General features: G+C 49.1%; 19 protein-coding genes and 1 riboswitch. Of the genes, 5 read left to right on the top strand and 14 right to left on the bottom strand.

Annotated features, from left to right (window positions below; all coding sequences use genetic code 11):
- Positions 1-60 precede the first annotated feature (60 nt).
- Positions 61-207, bottom strand: a riboswitch (cobalamin riboswitch).
- A 139-nt stretch (positions 208-346) separates the two neighbouring features.
- Genes AC1S8V_RS07445 through cobD form a run of 4 tightly spaced genes read right to left on the bottom strand, consistent with a single transcriptional unit; the run spans position 347 to position 3,978 of the window.
- On the bottom strand, positions 347-1,006 hold the full coding sequence (locus AC1S8V_RS07445; protein ID WP_482073071.1) for a histidine phosphatase family protein: 660 nt from the start codon (positions 1,004-1,006) through the stop codon (positions 347-349).
- A complete protein-coding gene (gene cbiB / locus AC1S8V_RS07440) occupies positions 997-1,977 on the bottom strand; it encodes an adenosylcobinamide-phosphate synthase CbiB (protein WP_482074424.1) in 981 nt (326 codons plus the stop codon). Before cbiB ends, AC1S8V_RS07445 begins: the two co-directional genes overlap by 10 nt.
- Before the next feature lie 47 nt (positions 1,978-2,024).
- The gene (locus AC1S8V_RS07435) at positions 2,025-2,843 is read right to left on the bottom strand and encodes an adenosylcobinamide amidohydrolase (protein ID WP_482073070.1); all 819 of its coding nucleotides are present in this window, start codon (positions 2,841-2,843) and stop codon (positions 2,025-2,027) included.
- Positions 2,824-3,978 carry a threonine-phosphate decarboxylase CobD gene (cobD, locus tag AC1S8V_RS07430; protein WP_482073069.1) on the bottom strand — a complete coding sequence of 385 codons (1,155 nt, stop codon included), beginning with the start codon at positions 3,976-3,978 and terminating at the stop codon, positions 2,824-2,826. Before cobD ends, AC1S8V_RS07435 begins: the two co-directional genes overlap by 20 nt.
- A 219-nt stretch (positions 3,979-4,197) precedes the next feature.
- Between cobD and lplA the strand changes: the two genes are divergently transcribed.
- Together lplA and AC1S8V_RS07420 are read left to right on the top strand one after the other, a co-directional pair.
- Positions 4,198-5,202, top strand: a complete 1,005-nt coding sequence (lplA, locus tag AC1S8V_RS07425) for a lipoate--protein ligase (RefSeq protein ID WP_482073068.1) — start codon at positions 4,198-4,200, stop codon at positions 5,200-5,202.
- 243 nt (positions 5,203-5,445) lie between these two features.
- A complete protein-coding gene (locus AC1S8V_RS07420; protein ID WP_145320352.1) occupies positions 5,446-6,249 on the top strand; it encodes a Cof-type HAD-IIB family hydrolase in 804 nt (267 codons plus the stop codon).
- A 220-nt stretch (positions 6,250-6,469) separates the two neighbouring features.
- Here the strand turns inward: AC1S8V_RS07420 and AC1S8V_RS07415 are convergent, their stop codons facing one another.
- A complete protein-coding gene (locus tag AC1S8V_RS07415; RefSeq protein ID WP_482073067.1) occupies positions 6,470-7,408 on the bottom strand; it encodes a DMT family transporter in 939 nt (312 codons plus the stop codon).
- A gap of 120 nt (positions 7,409-7,528) precedes the next feature.
- On the opposite strand from AC1S8V_RS07415, the gene AC1S8V_RS07410 reads away from it, so the two are divergent.
- Positions 7,529-8,965, top strand: a complete 1,437-nt coding sequence (locus AC1S8V_RS07410; protein WP_482073066.1) for an aminotransferase-like domain-containing protein — start codon at positions 7,529-7,531, stop codon at positions 8,963-8,965.
- Between the two features lie 85 nt (positions 8,966-9,050).
- Here the strand turns inward: AC1S8V_RS07410 and clpP are convergent, their stop codons facing one another.
- The 3 genes from clpP to AC1S8V_RS07395 all read right to left on the bottom strand — a co-directional run bounded on the left by clpP (position 9,051) and on the right by AC1S8V_RS07395 (position 11,448).
- Positions 9,051-9,632, bottom strand: coding sequence for an ATP-dependent Clp endopeptidase proteolytic subunit ClpP (clpP, locus tag AC1S8V_RS07405; protein ID WP_017689971.1), 582 nt, complete (start codon positions 9,630-9,632; stop codon positions 9,051-9,053).
- An 18-nt stretch (positions 9,633-9,650) separates the two neighbouring features.
- Entirely contained in the window at positions 9,651-10,523 is an 873-nt protein-coding gene (locus AC1S8V_RS07400) for an RNA polymerase sigma factor (protein ID WP_482073065.1), read from the bottom strand.
- 118 nt (positions 10,524-10,641) lie between these two features.
- Positions 10,642-11,448 (bottom strand): MBL fold metallo-hydrolase, encoded by an 807-nt coding sequence (locus AC1S8V_RS07395; RefSeq protein WP_482073064.1) that lies wholly within the window; start codon positions 11,446-11,448, stop codon positions 10,642-10,644.
- A gap of 54 nt (positions 11,449-11,502) precedes the next feature.
- Between AC1S8V_RS07395 and AC1S8V_RS07390 the strand changes: the two genes are divergently transcribed.
- Entirely contained in the window at positions 11,503-11,667 is a 165-nt protein-coding gene (locus AC1S8V_RS07390; RefSeq protein WP_482073063.1) for a hypothetical protein, read from the top strand.
- Positions 11,668-11,735: 68 nt separating this feature from the next.
- On the opposite strand, the gene AC1S8V_RS07385 is transcribed toward AC1S8V_RS07390, so the two are convergent.
- The 5 genes from AC1S8V_RS07385 to cysT all read right to left on the bottom strand — a co-directional run bounded on the left by AC1S8V_RS07385 (position 11,736) and on the right by cysT (position 16,105).
- A complete protein-coding gene (locus AC1S8V_RS07385) occupies positions 11,736-12,182 on the bottom strand; it encodes a hypothetical protein (RefSeq protein WP_482073062.1) in 447 nt (148 codons plus the stop codon).
- A gap of 157 nt (positions 12,183-12,339) precedes the next feature.
- A complete protein-coding gene (locus AC1S8V_RS07380; protein WP_482073061.1) occupies positions 12,340-13,404 on the bottom strand; it encodes a sulfate ABC transporter substrate-binding protein in 1,065 nt (354 codons plus the stop codon).
- A gap of 25 nt (positions 13,405-13,429) precedes the next feature.
- Positions 13,430-14,494: a sulfate/molybdate ABC transporter ATP-binding protein gene (locus AC1S8V_RS07375; RefSeq protein WP_482073060.1), complete on the bottom strand. Its 1,065-nt coding sequence runs from the start codon at positions 14,492-14,494 to the stop codon at positions 13,430-13,432.
- 1 nt (position 14,495) lies between these two features.
- Positions 14,496-15,293 carry a sulfate ABC transporter permease subunit gene (locus AC1S8V_RS07370; protein ID WP_482073059.1) on the bottom strand — a complete coding sequence of 266 codons (798 nt, stop codon included), beginning with the start codon at positions 15,291-15,293 and terminating at the stop codon, positions 14,496-14,498.
- Positions 15,290-16,105, bottom strand: a complete 816-nt coding sequence (cysT, locus tag AC1S8V_RS07365) for a sulfate ABC transporter permease subunit CysT (protein ID WP_145320373.1) — start codon at positions 16,103-16,105, stop codon at positions 15,290-15,292. Before cysT ends, AC1S8V_RS07370 begins: the two co-directional genes overlap by 4 nt.
- A gap of 454 nt (positions 16,106-16,559) precedes the next feature.
- Here cysT and AC1S8V_RS07360 point away from each other — a divergent pair, with 454 nt between their 5' ends.
- Positions 16,560-16,961 (top strand): secondary thiamine-phosphate synthase enzyme YjbQ, encoded by a 402-nt coding sequence (locus tag AC1S8V_RS07360; RefSeq protein ID WP_482073058.1) that lies wholly within the window; start codon positions 16,560-16,562, stop codon positions 16,959-16,961.
- Positions 16,962-17,150: 189 nt separating this feature from the next.
- Here the strand turns inward: AC1S8V_RS07360 and AC1S8V_RS07355 are convergent, their stop codons facing one another.
- The gene (locus AC1S8V_RS07355) at positions 17,151-17,753 is read right to left on the bottom strand and encodes a TetR/AcrR family transcriptional regulator (protein WP_091015271.1); all 603 of its coding nucleotides are present in this window, start codon (positions 17,751-17,753) and stop codon (positions 17,151-17,153) included.

The raw sequence follows: 17,753 nt of genomic DNA, 5'->3' as shown, positions 1-17,753 counted from the left end.
ACGTATTGTTGTGCATGCACATAGAACTGCCCGAAACGCTGTCCTTTCCTCGAAGGAACACCGGTTTGAACGTCCAGGGCAGGTAACCTGACTTACAGGAATTGTTCCTGATTTACAGTGGCGGGACCGTGCCGGACTTGCACCGGCTTCCCTATTTCACCCGCATGCCATCCATGACTATGGAGTGCCATGAACCATTACTGCATGCACGCGGGACCCTTGGTCGCTGATATGGATTAACCATTCAAGTGAGCAATCTGCATTCATGTGCAGGCATTATTGCCTGTCACACGAAACTACAGTGCTGTCACACTTCTGTTGTGATTATAGGTTATATTGCACATCCTTACAACCCGATTCCCGGAAAAGCCATCCTCGTGCCAATCCACTGATCTCCATGTTGTTCCAGCCGTACCTGTATCGCTTGCCCCGGAATCACCTGCGTGTCCCAGAATCCCAGATCGGCAATGAGACGAGATAATGCATACCGGATTACACCGCCGTGCGTAACAACAATGATCGTTGGCGCGCCAACCTCACAAGATTGCATCGACGAACAATCCTCCCATAAGCATTCTTGCAGAAATGAATCGATCCGCACAGTAAATGCCTGCCATGACTCCCCTTCGGGTGGGGTGACGTCCTGAGGAGCATCGATCCAGTCCCGGTACTGTGGGTTGTCCTTGAGTTGATCGTACGTCAATCCTTCCCATTGACCAAAATCAACCTCTCGCAGACGCGGGTCCAGCTTGACCTGCCCTAATGAATGAGGCCCGATCAATGCCAGCGTCTGCCGACAACGGAGCAGATCACTGCAATATACCGAGTTCCACGGAACATTGCTCAATTGCTCGCGTAGCGAAGCCAGTTCTCTTTCTGCATCAGGCAGCAAAGCGATATCGGTATGTCCCAGATATCTTTTTTCCACATTCCACGCGGTTGTGCCATGACGTATAAACAGAATATTTCGCTGCTGTGATCCATTCTGCTCTACAGTTACGTCCATAACAACGTACCTCCAGCAAGCCATATTCCCAGCGTCACCAATGTACACAGAACTACAAAAGAACCCGCCGACCAGAACATGAGACGTGTCGTTCGCACAATATCCTCTGCTGCCATAGGACGTGTTGCCTCACCCATATAGGCACGAAAAGAAGCTACTCCATGGTACACGTTGTGTCCCCCGAGTCTGATCCCCAGTGCTCCGGCCACCGCCGATTCAGGAAAACCACTATTCGGACTTGGATGCACTCTGGCATCCCGGGTCACCATACGTGCTGCACCTTTGGCATCCAGTTTCATGACCCACGCGCCCACGATCAGCAGGATGGCGGTAAGCCGTGCGGGAATCCAGTTTGCCCAATCATCCAGACGGGCGGAAGCCCAGCCGAGATGCAGATACTTCTCATTTTTATAACCAACCATGGAATCCAATGTATTCACAGCACGATAGGCCATCGCCAGTGGTGCGCCACCAATTAACGCATAGAACAAAGGGGACACGATGGCGTCCACAATATTCTCGGCTACCGTCTCCACCGTTCCTCGCACGACCTCCGGTTCATCCAGATGAGCTGTGTCACGTCCAACAATCATGCCAAGTGAACGTCTTGCAGCAGGCCAATCCTTCTGAATTAGATGGTGATACACCTCCATGCCTGCATCCTTCAAGCCTTTGGAAGCAATCGTAGTCGCAATAAGCACAATTTCAGCCACTACCGCTACGACGGGATGAATGAGACCCAGCACATATACGAATGCCCAAGTGATTATAAACGCCCCACCCGCAATCAGCAGCGGAAATAATAGACCGACTCTCTTCAGCCCGGATTCCGTGCTCACACGGGAACGAATGCTACGTTCTAGCGTAGAGATCGCTTTCCCCATGCCTATAACAGGATGAGGAATCCAGCGTGGATCACCGATGCATCGATCAAGTATGTATGCCCCTATCATAATCCAGGCACCCGCCATTCCCGTCCAGAACGGCCAGGAGACCAGTTGTTCAATCTGAAATGTCATTACACCCAGTTCCTTTCTTTCCACTGCTGTCCGGCTTGCAGGCTTTCCGTGATCGTGTCATAGACCAACCTACCAATGGCCGCACCAACAACCGTCGCCGTTCCTGCGTAAGCAATTAGCGGCTTGTGCTCGTCCACCTGACTCACCGCAAGTACAATAGCATCCGTTGTTGTTCCAGTGGCCAATAGCCCATTCTCTGAATCCGCAACACCGAAATCAGCCAACGCCGCCGTTTTGGCTTCCACCGCAGTCTGAATGGCATTCACCATCGCTCCCGATGTCATGCGCCCATTCATCCATAACATGACATTAATCGTGCCCGGGACATAGGGCTTCATGAATTGAGATTGGGATGTTGATTTTAAAGGTCTTACAGCAACAGTCTCGTTTCCCTCCGTATCAAATACGGTTCTTACGGAACCTGCCCGCGCAGCATTGGACACCCCGGCTGTTGTACAACACAGAACTCCGAATTCCTCACTGGCGTATTCCTGAATGGAGGTATGCTCCAGTCTAACCGCAGTCAACAGTCCCGCACATTGATCAAGCTGCTCTTGCCATTCTTTCAGAGAACGTTCGATATCGCGAGGAGGATCATCACAGCGATAATGCCGATCCACATAGATGTTAAATATCCGATCCAGTTCGAGCATCCCGCCCCCATACACCGCACTGGAAAGTGAACTTGCAACAGAAGGACTCGCAGCTCTGATATGTTGATCGTGTGCAGTAATCTTCAGTCCGGGCCACGAAGATGAACAATATTCGTTTTCGTCTGCCTGTGCATTCTTGTAGTAATTATAAAACGCCAGTGTCATCGCACGTCCCCCCTGCTCCGATCATGTGTCGCTTGTGGTGTAGCTGCTCCATTACACTTCCTAACACTTCGAGTAAACGCTCGTTGGCCTCTGCGTCCTTTACTGCCAAGCGAACATGTCGTTCACCAAGTCCTGGATACATGGCACAGCTACGGATCAGAATGCCACGCTTACCCAAAGCCGCCTGCATGGATGCCGCTGTCCAGGGCTCAGCCAGCTGTATCAGAATAAAATTGGCTTCTCCCGGCGTTACCACACAACCATACGACTCCAATCCTTTCGTTAAACGCGCTCGTTCCCGTGCGATCTGTGCCAGTGTGTCCTGTTCGAACCGTTCTCCACTGCGCAGACAGGCTTCACCTGCAATCAACGCCAATCCATTCACACTCCAGGTCACTTGTTTCTCCGTCATGGCACGAATCCATTCTGGACGCCCCAAGGCATACCCCAGACGCAGACCCGGAATGGCATAAAACTTCGTCATCGATCGGATGATGATCACCTGTAGGTATTCGTCCAAGCTGGGGGCAAGAGATTGTCGCCTTGATTCAGGTATGAAATCCATAAATGCCTCATCGATGACCAGGACAGTACCTGTTATCTCTGCTTTGCGAGCCAGACGATGCAATACCTCCACCGGATATTGTACGCCATTCGGATTGTTGGGCTGACCGAGAAACAGCAGGTCTACCTGCTCCATCAGTCGTTCAATGTCCTCAGGTTCAGCACGCCACTCCAGCTCCTCACGTCCCTCCACATGCTGGACTTCCGCACCAAATTGTCGCGCTAAAGAACGATATTCTGAAAATCCGGGTTCCACTGTGCCGACCTTCTGCGGAGCAAGTCCGAGCAAGATCAGCGCCATGCTTTCGGCAGCGCCGTTGCCCACCGAAATATGGTGCTGTGACACACCCAAACGTTCACTGAGTAATGATTTGAACCCCCGATGACCCGGATCAGGATAACGAAGAACCGACTGCAATCCTTGCTCCAAAGCCTCCAAGACTTCTATTGGTGGGCCCAATGGATTGATATTTGCGCTAAAATCGAGAAAATCCGCAGCGCTCCCTCCAAACCGGGATGCGGCCGTCTCCACGTCACCGCCATGTCCGAAAACTTCGATATAACCGGTCATTCTTCCGTCACCCTTTCTACATGTCCTTTTTATTATGGATGGCGTGGGAGGTACGGGTCAATCCCGTTTTGGGTGTGTTCCTTCCAATCCCGGCAAACTTGTCCTAATTCCTTTGTGTCCCATCCACAATTCGTTTACAATAGAGAAGGAATTTCAGTTCTCACAGCATCACTACATAAGGGATCTCAATCCCTCACATATATTAATGGAGGAATGACCATGCTGTTTGTTGATAACCAGGGCATTACAGATCCGTCTGTAAACCTCGCGATTGAGGAGTATATTCTGAAACATCTGCCGATGGAGAATGACAGCTACCTGCTGTTCTACATCAATCGCCCGTCCATTATTATCGGAAAGCACCAGAATACCATTGAAGAGATTAATATCGAATACGTGCAAGATAACGGTGTACAGGTTGTCCGTCGTCTCTCGGGAGGCGGAGCGGTATATCACGACCTCGGCAACCTGAATTTTAGTTTTATTACAGCCGATGACGGTCAATCCTTCCACAACTTCCGCAAATTCACCCAGCCTGTGGTTGAAGCCTTGCAGGAACTTGGAGTCAATGCTGAACTAACCGGGCGTAACGATCTGCAAGTGGGAGAAAAGAAAATTTCGGGCAATGCCCAATTCTCTACCCGCGGACGCATGTTCAGTCACGGCACATTGATGTTTAACCTGAATCTGGATCATGTACAGGCATCCCTGAACGTGAATCCCGAGAAATTCAAATCCAAAAGTACCAAATCCGTGCGCAGCCGGGTCGCCAACATTCGTGACCTGATCGACAGTAACCTTACAATTGAGCAGTTCCGCGATGAGCTGTTGCGTCACATTTTCCGAATGGAGCCGCAAGACGTCCCGCAATATACACTCACAGAGAAAGACTGGGACAAAATCAAGGAAATCTCTGCCGAGCGTTATAGCAACTGGGACTGGAACTATGGTCTGTCTCCAGAAAGCAATGTGAAGCATACCCGCAAATTCCCTGTCGGCATTATTGACCTGCGCATGAACATCAAGGATGGACGAATTGAAGATATCAAAATCTTCGGCGACTTCTTCGGCGTAGGCGATGTGGCAGATATTGAAGATATGCTGCGCGGCAAGCGTTATGAGGAATCCGAGGTGCGGACTGCACTTGAGGGCCTGGATGTAAAACACTACTTCGGCAACCTGGAGCTGGAAGACTTTATCGGCCTTGTATTCCTGGAGGAGTAGGTTTTAGATGTAAGTATAGTTTTAGAACGAAGTCTAACTTTACACGTTAACGGAGAAGACAGAATTCATCGGGAGAAGCGAAGCGTTCGCCTTTATCAACGGATTTCCCCTTGGGGGAATGGAATCAAAAAAATCCGGGGATAACAGCGATCGAAAGATGAATCTGTATTCGGAGTGGCCTCGTGTAAACCTTATTTTTTCGTTCGTTAGTATAGATACAGATAAAAAAGGAGAGAAACTCAGATGACCTACAAATTAATCGCAATCGACATTGATGACACTCTGATCAACGACAACAAGGAAGTAACCCCTGCCACGCAAACTGCGCTGGAACAAGCGGTTGCCCATGGTGTAACCGTAACGCTGGCGACTGGACGTGCTTATGCTTCCGCACAAGCGCTTGCTCGTCAAACCGGACTTAACGTGCCGATCATTACGTATCAAGGTGCATTGGTGAAAAACTTGCTGGACGAAAAAGTACTCTATGAGCGTTACGTTCCACAGGAGGCTTCCCGTAAATTGTACGATTATTGCCTGGAGAATAATCTCCACCTTCAAACGTACATTGATGACAAACTGTATGCTCGTGAAGAAAACGACAAACTGCGTGATTATGCCAAATTGAACGGCACACAATATTACATCGAATCTGATTTCATCAAAGTAATTGAACAACAAACACCAAAACTGCTTATCATCGATGAGCCGGATTACTTGGATAAGGTTGCCGTTGACCTGCGTGAATTGCTCGGACCACAAGTGCATATCACGAAGTCCAAACCTTATTTCCTGGAGATCATGCATAATGAAGGAACCAAAGGCCACGCCCTTACATTCCTCGCAGACCACTTTGGTCACCAATTGAGCGAGTGCATTGCCATTGGCGACTCTTGGAATGACCATGAGATGCTGGAAGTTGCAGGACTTGGCGTAGCCATGGGCAATGCGATCCCTGCCCTTAAAGAGCTGGCTGACTACATTACGGCGAGCAATAACGAAGATGGCGTAAAAGAGGTTATCGAGAAGTTTGTACTGAACGCAGAGTAAGGTTCAAGGGAAGCATTTTTGCACAATATGTGTTTTGATCAAAACACAAAAAATAAACAGCCCTACACAACGTTAACTCGCTTGTGCAGGGCTGTTCTTATTTTCAAACCAATCTTATTGTCACTTAATTACGAATCTGAAATAAGTAAGACTTATTTACTCTTATCCCCATACTTTTCATCGAATTCACCTTTTCGTCCCAAATAGCCGCAATCGCAAATTATTTTACCACAGTTTTGGAAGTCTGAACCAGTGGATTTGTGCGCCCACCTCGTTTTAACCACCCCATCACTTTTTCGTTCATTGCCAGCAGGCCTGCAACCACCAGTGCCACACCGATCCACGTAATCCAGCTGACATGTTCATTATAGACAACGGCACCCAGACCAACCGCAATCGGCGGGGAGATGTACAACCAGGTCGCCGGGAACAGCGGATTCGTGCGAGACATGATCCAGTAGAACAGGCTGTGACCAACCATTGAGCCAACTACCGTCAAATAAATTACGGACGAGACAGCAGGCACCCAATCCAGAGCGGACATATTCCAGGATTCTGTCACCGCTGAGAGCAAGGTTAACAATAGTCCTCCATACATCATCTGTACTGCGTTAATCGCTACGGGGTTTGCTTCTTTGAACTGATTGATAACCTTCTTGGAGTATAACGCACCTGCTGAATAACACACTTCTCCCACCAGAACGGCAATACAGCCCCATAGCCATAGTGGACTTCCACCAATGGACACACCCGGCAGAACGACTAGCACAACTCCGGCAAAGCCGATCAGACATCCCATAATCATGCGTGCAGATGTTTTTTGTCGTAACAAAGCTGTCTGCATCAGCATAATCATGAGTGGACCTGTGGCTGACAAAATCGCACCAACGCCCGAACTCACATATTGTTCAGCCCAATATAAGGTCGCAAATGTACCAAACGTCAGTCCTGCACCTGTAATGAGCATTTCTTTACGCCACAGCAGGGAAAAATTGACCTTCCCCTTCATCCACATCCATGCAAACATCAGCGCTCCCGCGATTACAAATCGCAGTCCGGCTGACAGAAAAGGCGGCATACCTGCCTCCACTCCAATTTTAATAGCCAGAAATGTTGTACCGAAAATAAGACACATAACCGTAAATGCAATCCCCACCATGATAACCACCCCTTTATCTGTTCTCCATCATATAGCACTGTGTATAGAACAGAATGAACAAAACAGAACAGTTATCTTCCGTTTACTGTTACAATAGAGTTCAAAAGGAGTGTGAGCCGGGTGGGCAAAACCATGATGATGACAGATAACAGCCTGAAACTATATGAGCAAGTCATCCATTATCTCGTTGTGCGTATAGAAGCGGGAGAATGGGCTGAACATGAAAAACTGCCATCTGTACGAAGCCTGTCCGAGCTACTCGGCGTACATCGATTGACCGTTTTCAAAGCTTATCAGGAGTTAAAGGAACGTGGGAATGTTTATGTGAAGGACAAGTCTGGCTACTATGTCAGTCCAGCAACCCCCTTCTCTGTAACCGATCAGGCGGATGATCCCGCTGTGTCTGCCTGGCTGCATTGGGATTCACTAGCACGGGTACAGTCTCTTGAAGCAGAATACCAGTTTTCCAAATCGTTAATCGATCCCTCTCTTCTGCCCAACCGTTATTGGGGTGAACTGATGCGTGATCTGCTCGATCAATATCCCCGTTTGCTCGGCACATATTCCACAATTCAGGGAGATCTGGAATTGCGAAGTGCGCTGGCAAGCCATCTAACGAAAAAAGAACGCTTCTATCTCTCGGCAGACGAAGTGCTCATTACCTCGGGGGCCCAGCAGGCCATCGATGTGATCTCCCGCAGTCTGGTCAGACCCGGTGATCGTGTTCTGATGGATAGGCCCACGTATGGCCCTGCAATGGAAATTTTCCGCAAACAGGGTGCCCGTCTGATCTTTACAGATATTCACCCCGATGGGTATGATCTGGAGCAGATTGAGCATCTGATGAAAACGGAGAAACCACGCTTATTCTATACGACACCAACCTTTCATAATCCGACCGGGGTTAATGTTCCAGTTGAACAGCGGAAGCAATTACCGGAACTTGCAGAACAGTATGGTTGTTTCTTGCTCGAAGACGACAGCACCTATGATATCTATTTTAAAGAGAAACCTCCTGCGCCCATTTTCACCTACGACACCACTGGACACACCCTGTACATTCGCAGTTACAGCAAGTATGTTGCACCCGGGCTGCGAATTGCAGCCATCATATGCCGTCAACGATTCATGCCAGGACTACAGGCTGTAAAATCACTGACAGATAACGGAACAGCCCTTCTGAACCAGAAGCTTTTTCTCCGTTATTTTCAGTCAGAACGCATGCATCAGCATCTGTCCAAGCTGCGGACCGCCATCCAGCTACGAATGGAAGTGATGGAACAGTGTCTACTGGAAACGGACTGGACGTGGACCCGACCCGAGGGCGGACTCAACTTTTGGGTGGAGCTTCCTGAGGGTGTGGATACAGGGAGACTGCTTCACCGATGCATGGAACAATCCGTTGCCTTTGTACCCGGAACCGTATTTGATTCTTCGGATAATTCAGCCAGTCGCAAGCTGCGCCTGTCCTTCTCTTATGCACATGAGCAGCAGATTCGGGAAGGCATGAGCAGGCTCATTACGCTGGCCAAAGAAATGTCGTTTAAATTAAAATGATCCATACTTCCTGCCTATGCGACATAAGCGTATCGTTAGAAGCCAAAAATAAGCCCGAAAGGTCACATGACCTTCCGGGCTACTGTTATGAGCTGGATATGACCTTATCCACCAATCCATATTCGACGGCTTCAGCAGCGGTCAGGAAATAGTCTCGATCCGAGTCCTTTTCAATCCGCTCAATCGACTGTCCTGTATGGTCGGCTAACAGCTTGTTAAGGCGCTGACGATGCTGAATGATGCGGTTGGCATGAATCAACATATCGGATGCCTGCCCGCGCGTACCGCCATGTGGCTGATGGATCATGATCTCACTGTTCGGCAGCGCCATACGCTTGCCTTTTGTTCCACCCACCAGCAAGATCGTGCCAAAGCTCGCCGCCATACCTGTACAGATCGTAGAGATATCCGGCTTCACGAATTGCATCGTGTCATAGATCGAGAATCCCGCAGTCACCGATCCACCAGGGCTATTAATGTACATCTGGATGTCCTTCTCCGGGTCCTCCGCAGTCAAGAACAACAACTGGGCCACGATAGCATTCGCCATCTGATCCTCGATCTCCCCGGACACCATAATGATCCGGTCTTTGAGCAAACGTGAATAAATATCATAGCTCCGTTCTCCGCGAGCTGTCTGTTCCACTACATAAGGTACTACATTCATGTATGTCGCCTCCTTGGTTTAGGCAACCATGGTGGCCGTGTATCCTCCTCCATACGACATCGAATTCGTGCCAGAAGTGGAGTACCCGTACATCATTGGCTGCATGGATGGAGACGGCAATGTCTGCTGCAAAATAGTCCCCGCCACAGCCATCGGATCATCAGTCCGATTCAGGCACAGATCAATGATTCGGGCTGTATCACCATTACGAAATGCCAGCAGATAGCTACGCAGTTCCTCCCGATTGTTTGCCACTGTGCCTTCTTCATACTGCAATTCAGTGTCCGATTGTTCCAACTTGTGCCTCACTTCAGCTATGGCAGAGCGAGCTCGACTTAACGCTGCTTTCACTGCGCCTTCTGTCGTATCCAACATTTCCGCAGTCTCTGCCGCCTTGTAACCCATTAATTCACGTAATACATATATCGCTCGCTGCCATGGTGGTAGCTTATCTATAAGGAGTTGAACGGCAGACTCCAATTCCTCGAATCGCCTTTCTTCCTCTATTTCGTGCAGGAGTGGCTTCAAGCTGTCCAGTTTACATTCCATTCTCTCACGCTCGCGTATGATATCAATCCACGTATTGCGTGCAATACGAATCAGATATGCCTCCCAGTTGACCTCTTGAGTCATTCCGGAAGATTGAACCACACGCGACGACAACACTTTGAGACAGGTCTCCTGAACCAGATCCTCCGTCTCTGGTACTGATTTCGTCAAAGATAAACAGTACGCATACAACGAACCCATCAGGTCGGGTAATACGGCATGGATACTTCGGTTCAATTGATTTGGTCCGGCGTTACCACCGGATTCAATATTAGATTGATATTTTTCACCATCATCATGTGGTCTGTTGATTCTGCAATCCACGGACTTCACAAAGGCCATCTTGGGGGCCCCCCTTTGCTGGTTCCTGATTGATTTTGACTTACACTATGTAAACGAAGAACCCCTTGTAAAGGATACGCTCTTCTGAATTTATTTTTGTTACGCTCGTTAAGCTGAGTTACGCGTTCGCGTCCGGATATACGGTTCCAAGCGCTACCTTCATCCCGGTAAGGGCAATCGTAATGCCTTGATCCAGATTATAATTCTGCCGTACATCGACGTCATGAGACATATGTGTAAAATACGTATGACCAGGTTTCAGTTCCTGCAGCAGCTCCTGTGCCTCGCGCATATCGTACACGGAACGTGTCGAGAATTCCGCAAGCTCATGCACAAAGCTCGTTCCGAGCACCAGCAGATCCAGTCCGTGCAATGGCTCTTTCTCAGCGGCCTTCAGGTCAATGGCATCTGAACAGTACGCCCAGCTATACTCGTCCCGATCCAGCCGATATGCGTACGAATACCCGTTATGTCCATGGCATACTTTCCAGGAATGTACCTTCCAGCCGCCCAGTTCAATACCATCATCCGTTTCCAAAAAATCCATATGACGGCCCAACCAGGGAAACTGTCCCTGAATGGTGGCAATCACTTCACGCGGTGCATATAAACGTCCTTTCACGCCCAGCCAGCGACACGCATCCGCCCATTCCGGCAATCCTCCAATATGGTCAAAATGCGCATGAGTGACAAGTAGCGTATGCACCATACGCAATCCCTGATCCTCCATCTGTGATCTCCAGTCTGGTCCGCAGTCAATCATGAATTCTTCGCTAGCACCATCGCCATCACCGTCAATCAGAACAGAAGAGCGTTTCCGTCTATTCTCTCCCGTAAACCTCGCCTCTGTACATACTTCGCAATTACAATACACACGTGGAACGCCCATCGCATCGCCAGTGCCCAGAAATGTTAGCTGATTCAATCCGCATTCCCCCTGAATTAATGATATGTAGATTGTAATCGTCCACCTCTGTTTTTGCAAAAAAAAAAGACCATCCCGCTGCAGTTCTCCACTGCAATTCGCGACAGTCTGTGGTCTGACCGTTCACCGTCAGACTTCATCTCCATGCTTCGCTCCATTCGGGAGCGTGCGCTTCGTCAGCATGCGGTACGCCCCCTTATACCTGGGTCGCCCGCATGAAGAGCAGGCCATACCTTTTTCATAGGCCACGAACGATTAATTCGAGTCACAACCACCTAGCGCTGGAACTACACCAGTGCTCGCAGCTTCAATGTCAGTTCCTGACCCGCAGGTACATCCTTCGAATCGGTAATGACCCAATTCGACGCAAGCCGCTCTGCCAGCACCTCTGCCTGCTCCGGTTTCAACTGTAATCCGGTAACTATCCCTTCACCCACCGTGAAGTCTTTCTCGGGCTGCACCTTAAAGGCCTTTTCCAACCAGATTCCGAGCCCACCACGCGTATTAAAGGTAATCCGGTACCCGTCTTGTACTGCCGCTTTCAGATTCTCGCCATGCTCGTCCGCATACGAGAAAAATGTATCATATCTGTAATCCTCTTCAGACACGGCGTCAAAAGCGGGAACATCTTTGGCTTGGATGGCTTTTAATAGTTCTTCCTCAGGCATCCCTTTACCGCGGGCCTGCTCCAGTCGAATCGCTGTACTTTGGGATAATTTGATCTCTGAACTCATTCAACTCACACCTTCCTGCAGATACTATGTAACAATCATGATTCAGTATACCTCTATTATAACCTTTTGGCAGTAAAAAACCTCCATCTCTACTTCCATTGAAATGAAGGTTTAGTATGCATATGCTCAGTTACCTATGCGATTGCATCAACAATACTCATATTCCCGCGAGCACCTGATACCACACGCCGCGCTTGGAGTACAATGTACTGCGAACCTCGTCCCATCCCCCTAGATAATTGATATCAAATAGTCCTTCTGGCGTTGGGAATGTGGACTCCGTCTGTGCAAATACATCTGGATCTACTGAACGAAAACCATGTTTCGCAAAAATGTGCTGTGCTTCTGGTGTACGCAGATATGCGACAAAGGCTTCTGCCAGTTCACGATTCCCATGTTTGTCGGCATATTTATTCACCACAACTGCCGGGTTCTCAATCAGGATCGTATTTTTCGGAATGACGATATCATAATCTACACCTTTGGCGATCCGGGCAAGCAGTTCATTCTCATACGTGACAATTACATCACCGACTCCATACTCGAATGCCGCCATCGAAGAACGCCCACTCTTGTCCAATGATTCAACGTTACGATGTACCTGTTCGAGAAAAACCTTGGCTGCGGCAGGATCTTTCTTCCCCTCTTGCTCCTCCGACAGTTTCAATCCGGCACCATAAATGGCATTGATATCCCATTGCGCGCCCCCGGAAGTCTTTGGATTAGGGTAGAGTACCTTCACTCCCGGCTTGGTTAAGTCCTGAAAATCACGAATTCCGAGCGGGTTGCCTGCTCTAGTACCCAGAACAACAATCGAACGGGTGATCATGCCCTCATTAGGGGTCTGTTTCCAATCGGAGCTAACCAGATCAGCCTTGACCAGCTTGTCGATATCACTCTCCATCGCGAGCAGGGCTACATCAGCCTCGAATCCACCAACGATGGCTCTTGCCTGTGTACCCGAAGCTTCATAGGACTCCTGAAAGTTAATCGTCTGTCCGGTCTTCGCTTTCCACTCCTCCTGGAACTTGGGCAACAACTCGCCTACAGCGTCTTTGGCTACACTATAAGCACCAATCACCAGTGTATTGGATGAATCGTTACCAGAGGGCTCGTTCTGTTCGCTTGACTCCTCCTGCTTGCTGCATCCAGTGGTCATGCAGACGAGCAGAAGCATGAGGGCAACATATAGGAGTATGGCTTTCTTCTTCCTCGTCTGCATGGGCAGCCCCTTTCTTCCACTTGATCTAAATCATCACCGGCATCGGATCTTCCTTCAGTCGGTTCTCAACGACCCAACTGTTGGAATCATTGAACAGATAGGCACGATGTACAAGGACCCTAATCTGTTGGCCGATCTCCAGTGTCGTTTTCTCCAGGGAACGATATGTGATTAACTTGTGCCCCTGTACTTCCACCTCTACCATCCATTCACTGCCGCGGAAATGAAGATGTTTGACTGTACCTTTTTCCGTTGCAGACAACATGGTGAACTCGTTTTTCAAGCCAATCTCAATATACTCCGGTCGGATCAGCGCTCGTGTACCTTCACCCTCGACGGCATGTTCAAACCCTTTCAGCTGTGAAGCATCCTCCACAACCGTAGACTCCCCAATAAATGTAGCGACAAAAGGTGTCTGCGGGTTTTTGTAGATATCCCAAGGTGTGCCCTTCTGTTCGAGACGACCCTGACTGATAATCATAATCTCGTCCGCCACTTCAATCGCTTCATCCTGGTCATGCGTTACAAATATCGAAGTAATCCCTACCCGTTCAATCAACTCACGCAACCATGAACGCAGTTCCTGACGGATCTTGGCATCAATGGCCGCGAACGGTTCATCCAACAATAGAAGTTGCGGCTCCGGGGCGAGTGCTCTGGCAAAAGCCACACGCTGACGCTGCCCACCAGACAACTGATGCGGATAGCGCTGTTCGAAACCTTTTAGCCCCGTCAGCTCAACGAGTTCCATAACCCGATCACGGATCTGGGCTTTCGGCGTCTTTTTGACCTTAAGTCCAAAGGCGATATTCTCAAATACCGTCATATGTTTGAACAAGGCATAGTTCTGGAATACAAATCCGATGCCCCGCTCCTGTGGAGGCAGATGATTTACGACTTTTCCGTGAAAACGAATCTCTCCGGAACCCGGATTCTCCAGACCCGCAAGCATGCGCAGAATGGACGTCTTCCCGCCTCCGCTGGGGCCAAGCAGACCGATTAGATGGCCTTTGACAATATCGAACGAGACATCTTTTACCGCATGAAAATCACCGAAATGTTTGTTCAAATCACGGACTTCTACATGCATATCAATGCACTTCCTTTCGCTTCTTGGCCCATTCCATCATGAGCAGCAGCAGGGCGGAGAAGGTGACCAGCACCAATGCCACACCATTTGCGGCAGACACATTAAAATTCTCTACATCCTGATAGACTAGCGTTGTTGCTGTCTGCGTTTTGTTCATAATATTACCGGATACGACCAACACTGCCCCGAATTCCCCGAGCGAGCGTGCAACCGTCAAGACTAGACCGTACACCACCGCCCAGCGGATCGAAGGCCAGGTCACACTCCAGAACGTTCTCCACCCGTAGGCGCCAAGTGTGGATGCGGCCTCCTCTTGCTGTGAACCGAGTTCCTGCAGGACAGGCATAACCTCTCGGACCATCAGCGGGAAAGTAACAAACAGTGTGGCAATAACCATACCCGGGAAGGCATATACCACATTGAATCCGATTCCTTCAAAAAAAGCGCCCATAATGCTGTTAGGTCCCAGCATCAGCACAATCATCAGCCCGCCAATGACAGGTGATACCGCATATGGCAGGTCTACAATGCTGTTCAGCAGTCCTCTTATCCGTTCGCTAAGCCATCCGGCACGAACCAGATACATGGCCATCATAATGCCAAACAATGTATTTAACAGGGTGACCACCAGTACAACCATTCCGGTCATCATCAAGGCGTGCAGCGCCTCCGGGCGCATCAGCCCTTTCAGGAATCCGCCTGCCCCGTCTTCAAATGCGCCAATAAAAATGCGTCCGAGCGGGATGATAATCAGTACAATAAATACCGCAAACGTCAGCCCGATTAATAGTCTTCTCATCGTCTTCTCCCCCGCATCTGCACCAGATTGATCAGCCAGAGAATCAGGAAGGAGAGCGTCAGAAGTATTACGGATACAGCAGCGGCTCCCGTTGGATTATCACTTTCAATCTCCCCGTAGATGAATACGGAAGCGGTCAGTGTTCTGCCTGGAATGTTACCAGCCACCAGCACGACAGCCCCGAATTCAGCCAGTCCTCTGGAGAAAGCCAACATCCCCCCACTGATCATGCCAGGTGCCATGGATGGCAAAATAACCTGCATGAACGTGCGAGCCTTGGATGCCCCCATCGTGTACGAGGCCTCTTCTTCGGAAGGATCAATTTCTTCCAGCAAAGGCTGAACCGCACGGATCACAAATGGAAAAGTTACAAAGGTCATTGCTATAACAATTGCGGGCTGGTGAAATACAATCTCGAATCCCATGGATTCTGCCAGTTTCCCGATGGCACTGACCGGACCCAGAAGCAACATAATCATCAAGCCGCCCACCGCTGTTGGCAGTGCAAATGGGAGATCAACCAGACTGTTAAGAAACGATCGGCCCACAAAGCGATACCGCGTCAGCACCCAGGCGATCATTGTGCCCAGCACCACATTAATTAACGTGGCTATCACGGCCAGCCGAATGGTCAGCAGTACGGCTTTCCACGCGATTGGGTCCATAATGCTCTGAACAAAGTTGCTCCATCCTTCGGAGAAGGAATTGACGTACACACCGATGATTGGAAGTACAATAAGTACGATAAAATATAACAATACGGTACTGCGAAATCCCCAAGTCCATCCCTTATGACGAAGAACGGTATTCATTACTGCGTTCCCTCCCAGCCTCCGGCTTTCGTTCCGGTCGGCAGTCTCCCTGCTTCAATACGACATTTTTCCTAAGTTGGATGATATTACTTTAATATTATTCCCATTAGTCTACTTGGTTTTGCTTTTCTGATACTTTACCAGTTTGCAGTGCTAATCGTCAATGCTTTTATTGAATATAATTGGGCCACATATGAGATTAATTAATAAATATCACACCGATCCACTACGCGGCCAGAACAACCTTCCGATCACTGTTATCCCCAGATTTCTTTGATCCCCTTTTTAAGGGGAAATCCGGGGATAAAGGTGAACGCCTTCGCTTCTTCAGGTTATTTCTGCCCTCTCCGTTATTGTATGATTCCCATAATCAGCATCATATGTGGTTTGTTTGGTATGTAGTGGTTAAGGTACAATCGAGGGTAAGAAATGAGATGATAAGGAGCGATTGAACATGTTATATACGAAGAATATATCCACTTCCAGACGAGATGAAATGAGAGATATCACATGGGACGTGAAGCAGGTTATCCAGAGTAGCGGGGTGCAAAATGGAACGGTGCTCATCTATTGTCCTCATACGACAGCGGGTATTGCCATCAACGAAAATGCAGACCCCGATGTGAAACACGATGTATTGTTGCGTTTGGACGAAGTGTACCCTTGGAAGCACCCCGAATATCGACACGCCGAAGGCAATACAGCCTCTCACCTCAAATCGATCACAACGGGGCCATCCCAGACGGTGATTATTCATGAGGGCAGGCTGCTGCTTGGTCGATGGCAAGGCATTTACTTTTGCGAATTCGATGGGCCACGTGAGCGGGAGTACTTCCTCAAAATCATGGAAGGCTAGAGTCAGCCCAACTGGCCTGACTACTACTCATTTATTTTGCAAACACAAACAGGCGGTCCACCCTCATTTCGGGTTGGAGCCGCCCTGACTTGGTCTTTGGCGCATACTGACTTTCGCGAGACAACGTTATAAAGAATTAAAGTTATGACAAATCACCGCCCTGAAGTGTAGGGGTGCAACAATAGCGCATTATTGGACGCCAGGCTGCTGACCCAGATTGCGGCACAGCACTTTGACATGAGATAGCGCAGACGATTCAATCTCCACAAACGTTAAACGGTCCTGAATGTAATAAGAAATGAATCCGTGCATAGCCAAAAATAGCGTACGCGGTACCCTTTGAATGTCCTCTTCCGTACAGTTCGCTTCATTCATATACTGCCTTATAATTGATGCAAACAATTCGAAGCAGCGTCCCTGTTCGGTACGACAATAAGACAACAGTTCTTCGTCTCTAATCATAAACATAATTTCGTATTGATAGGGATTCTCCAGACCAAAGCGAATAAACTCCATCATAATGTGCTCTACCTTGCTCACATCATCACGAACCGGCCTGACCATAGCTTGCAGCAGCAAATGTCCCAGATGATTGAAATCTTCAACCACGATGGCATAGAAAAGCTCTGCCTTTTCCTTAAAGTGATAATACAGCGACCCATGACTATAGCCCAGATGCTGGCCGATGCTTCGCATCGAAATGGCGCGGTATCCTTTGGTAATAAAAAGGTGCCTCGCCGCCTCCAGTATCCGCTCCCTCGACAACTCCTGTTCGACTGCTCTTCTAGCCAT

Source organism: Paenibacillus sp. B46(2026), assembly GCF_056786355.1.
The sequence above is the reverse complement of the archived record's forward strand: the minus strand, read 5'-3'. Positions and strand labels throughout refer to the sequence as shown.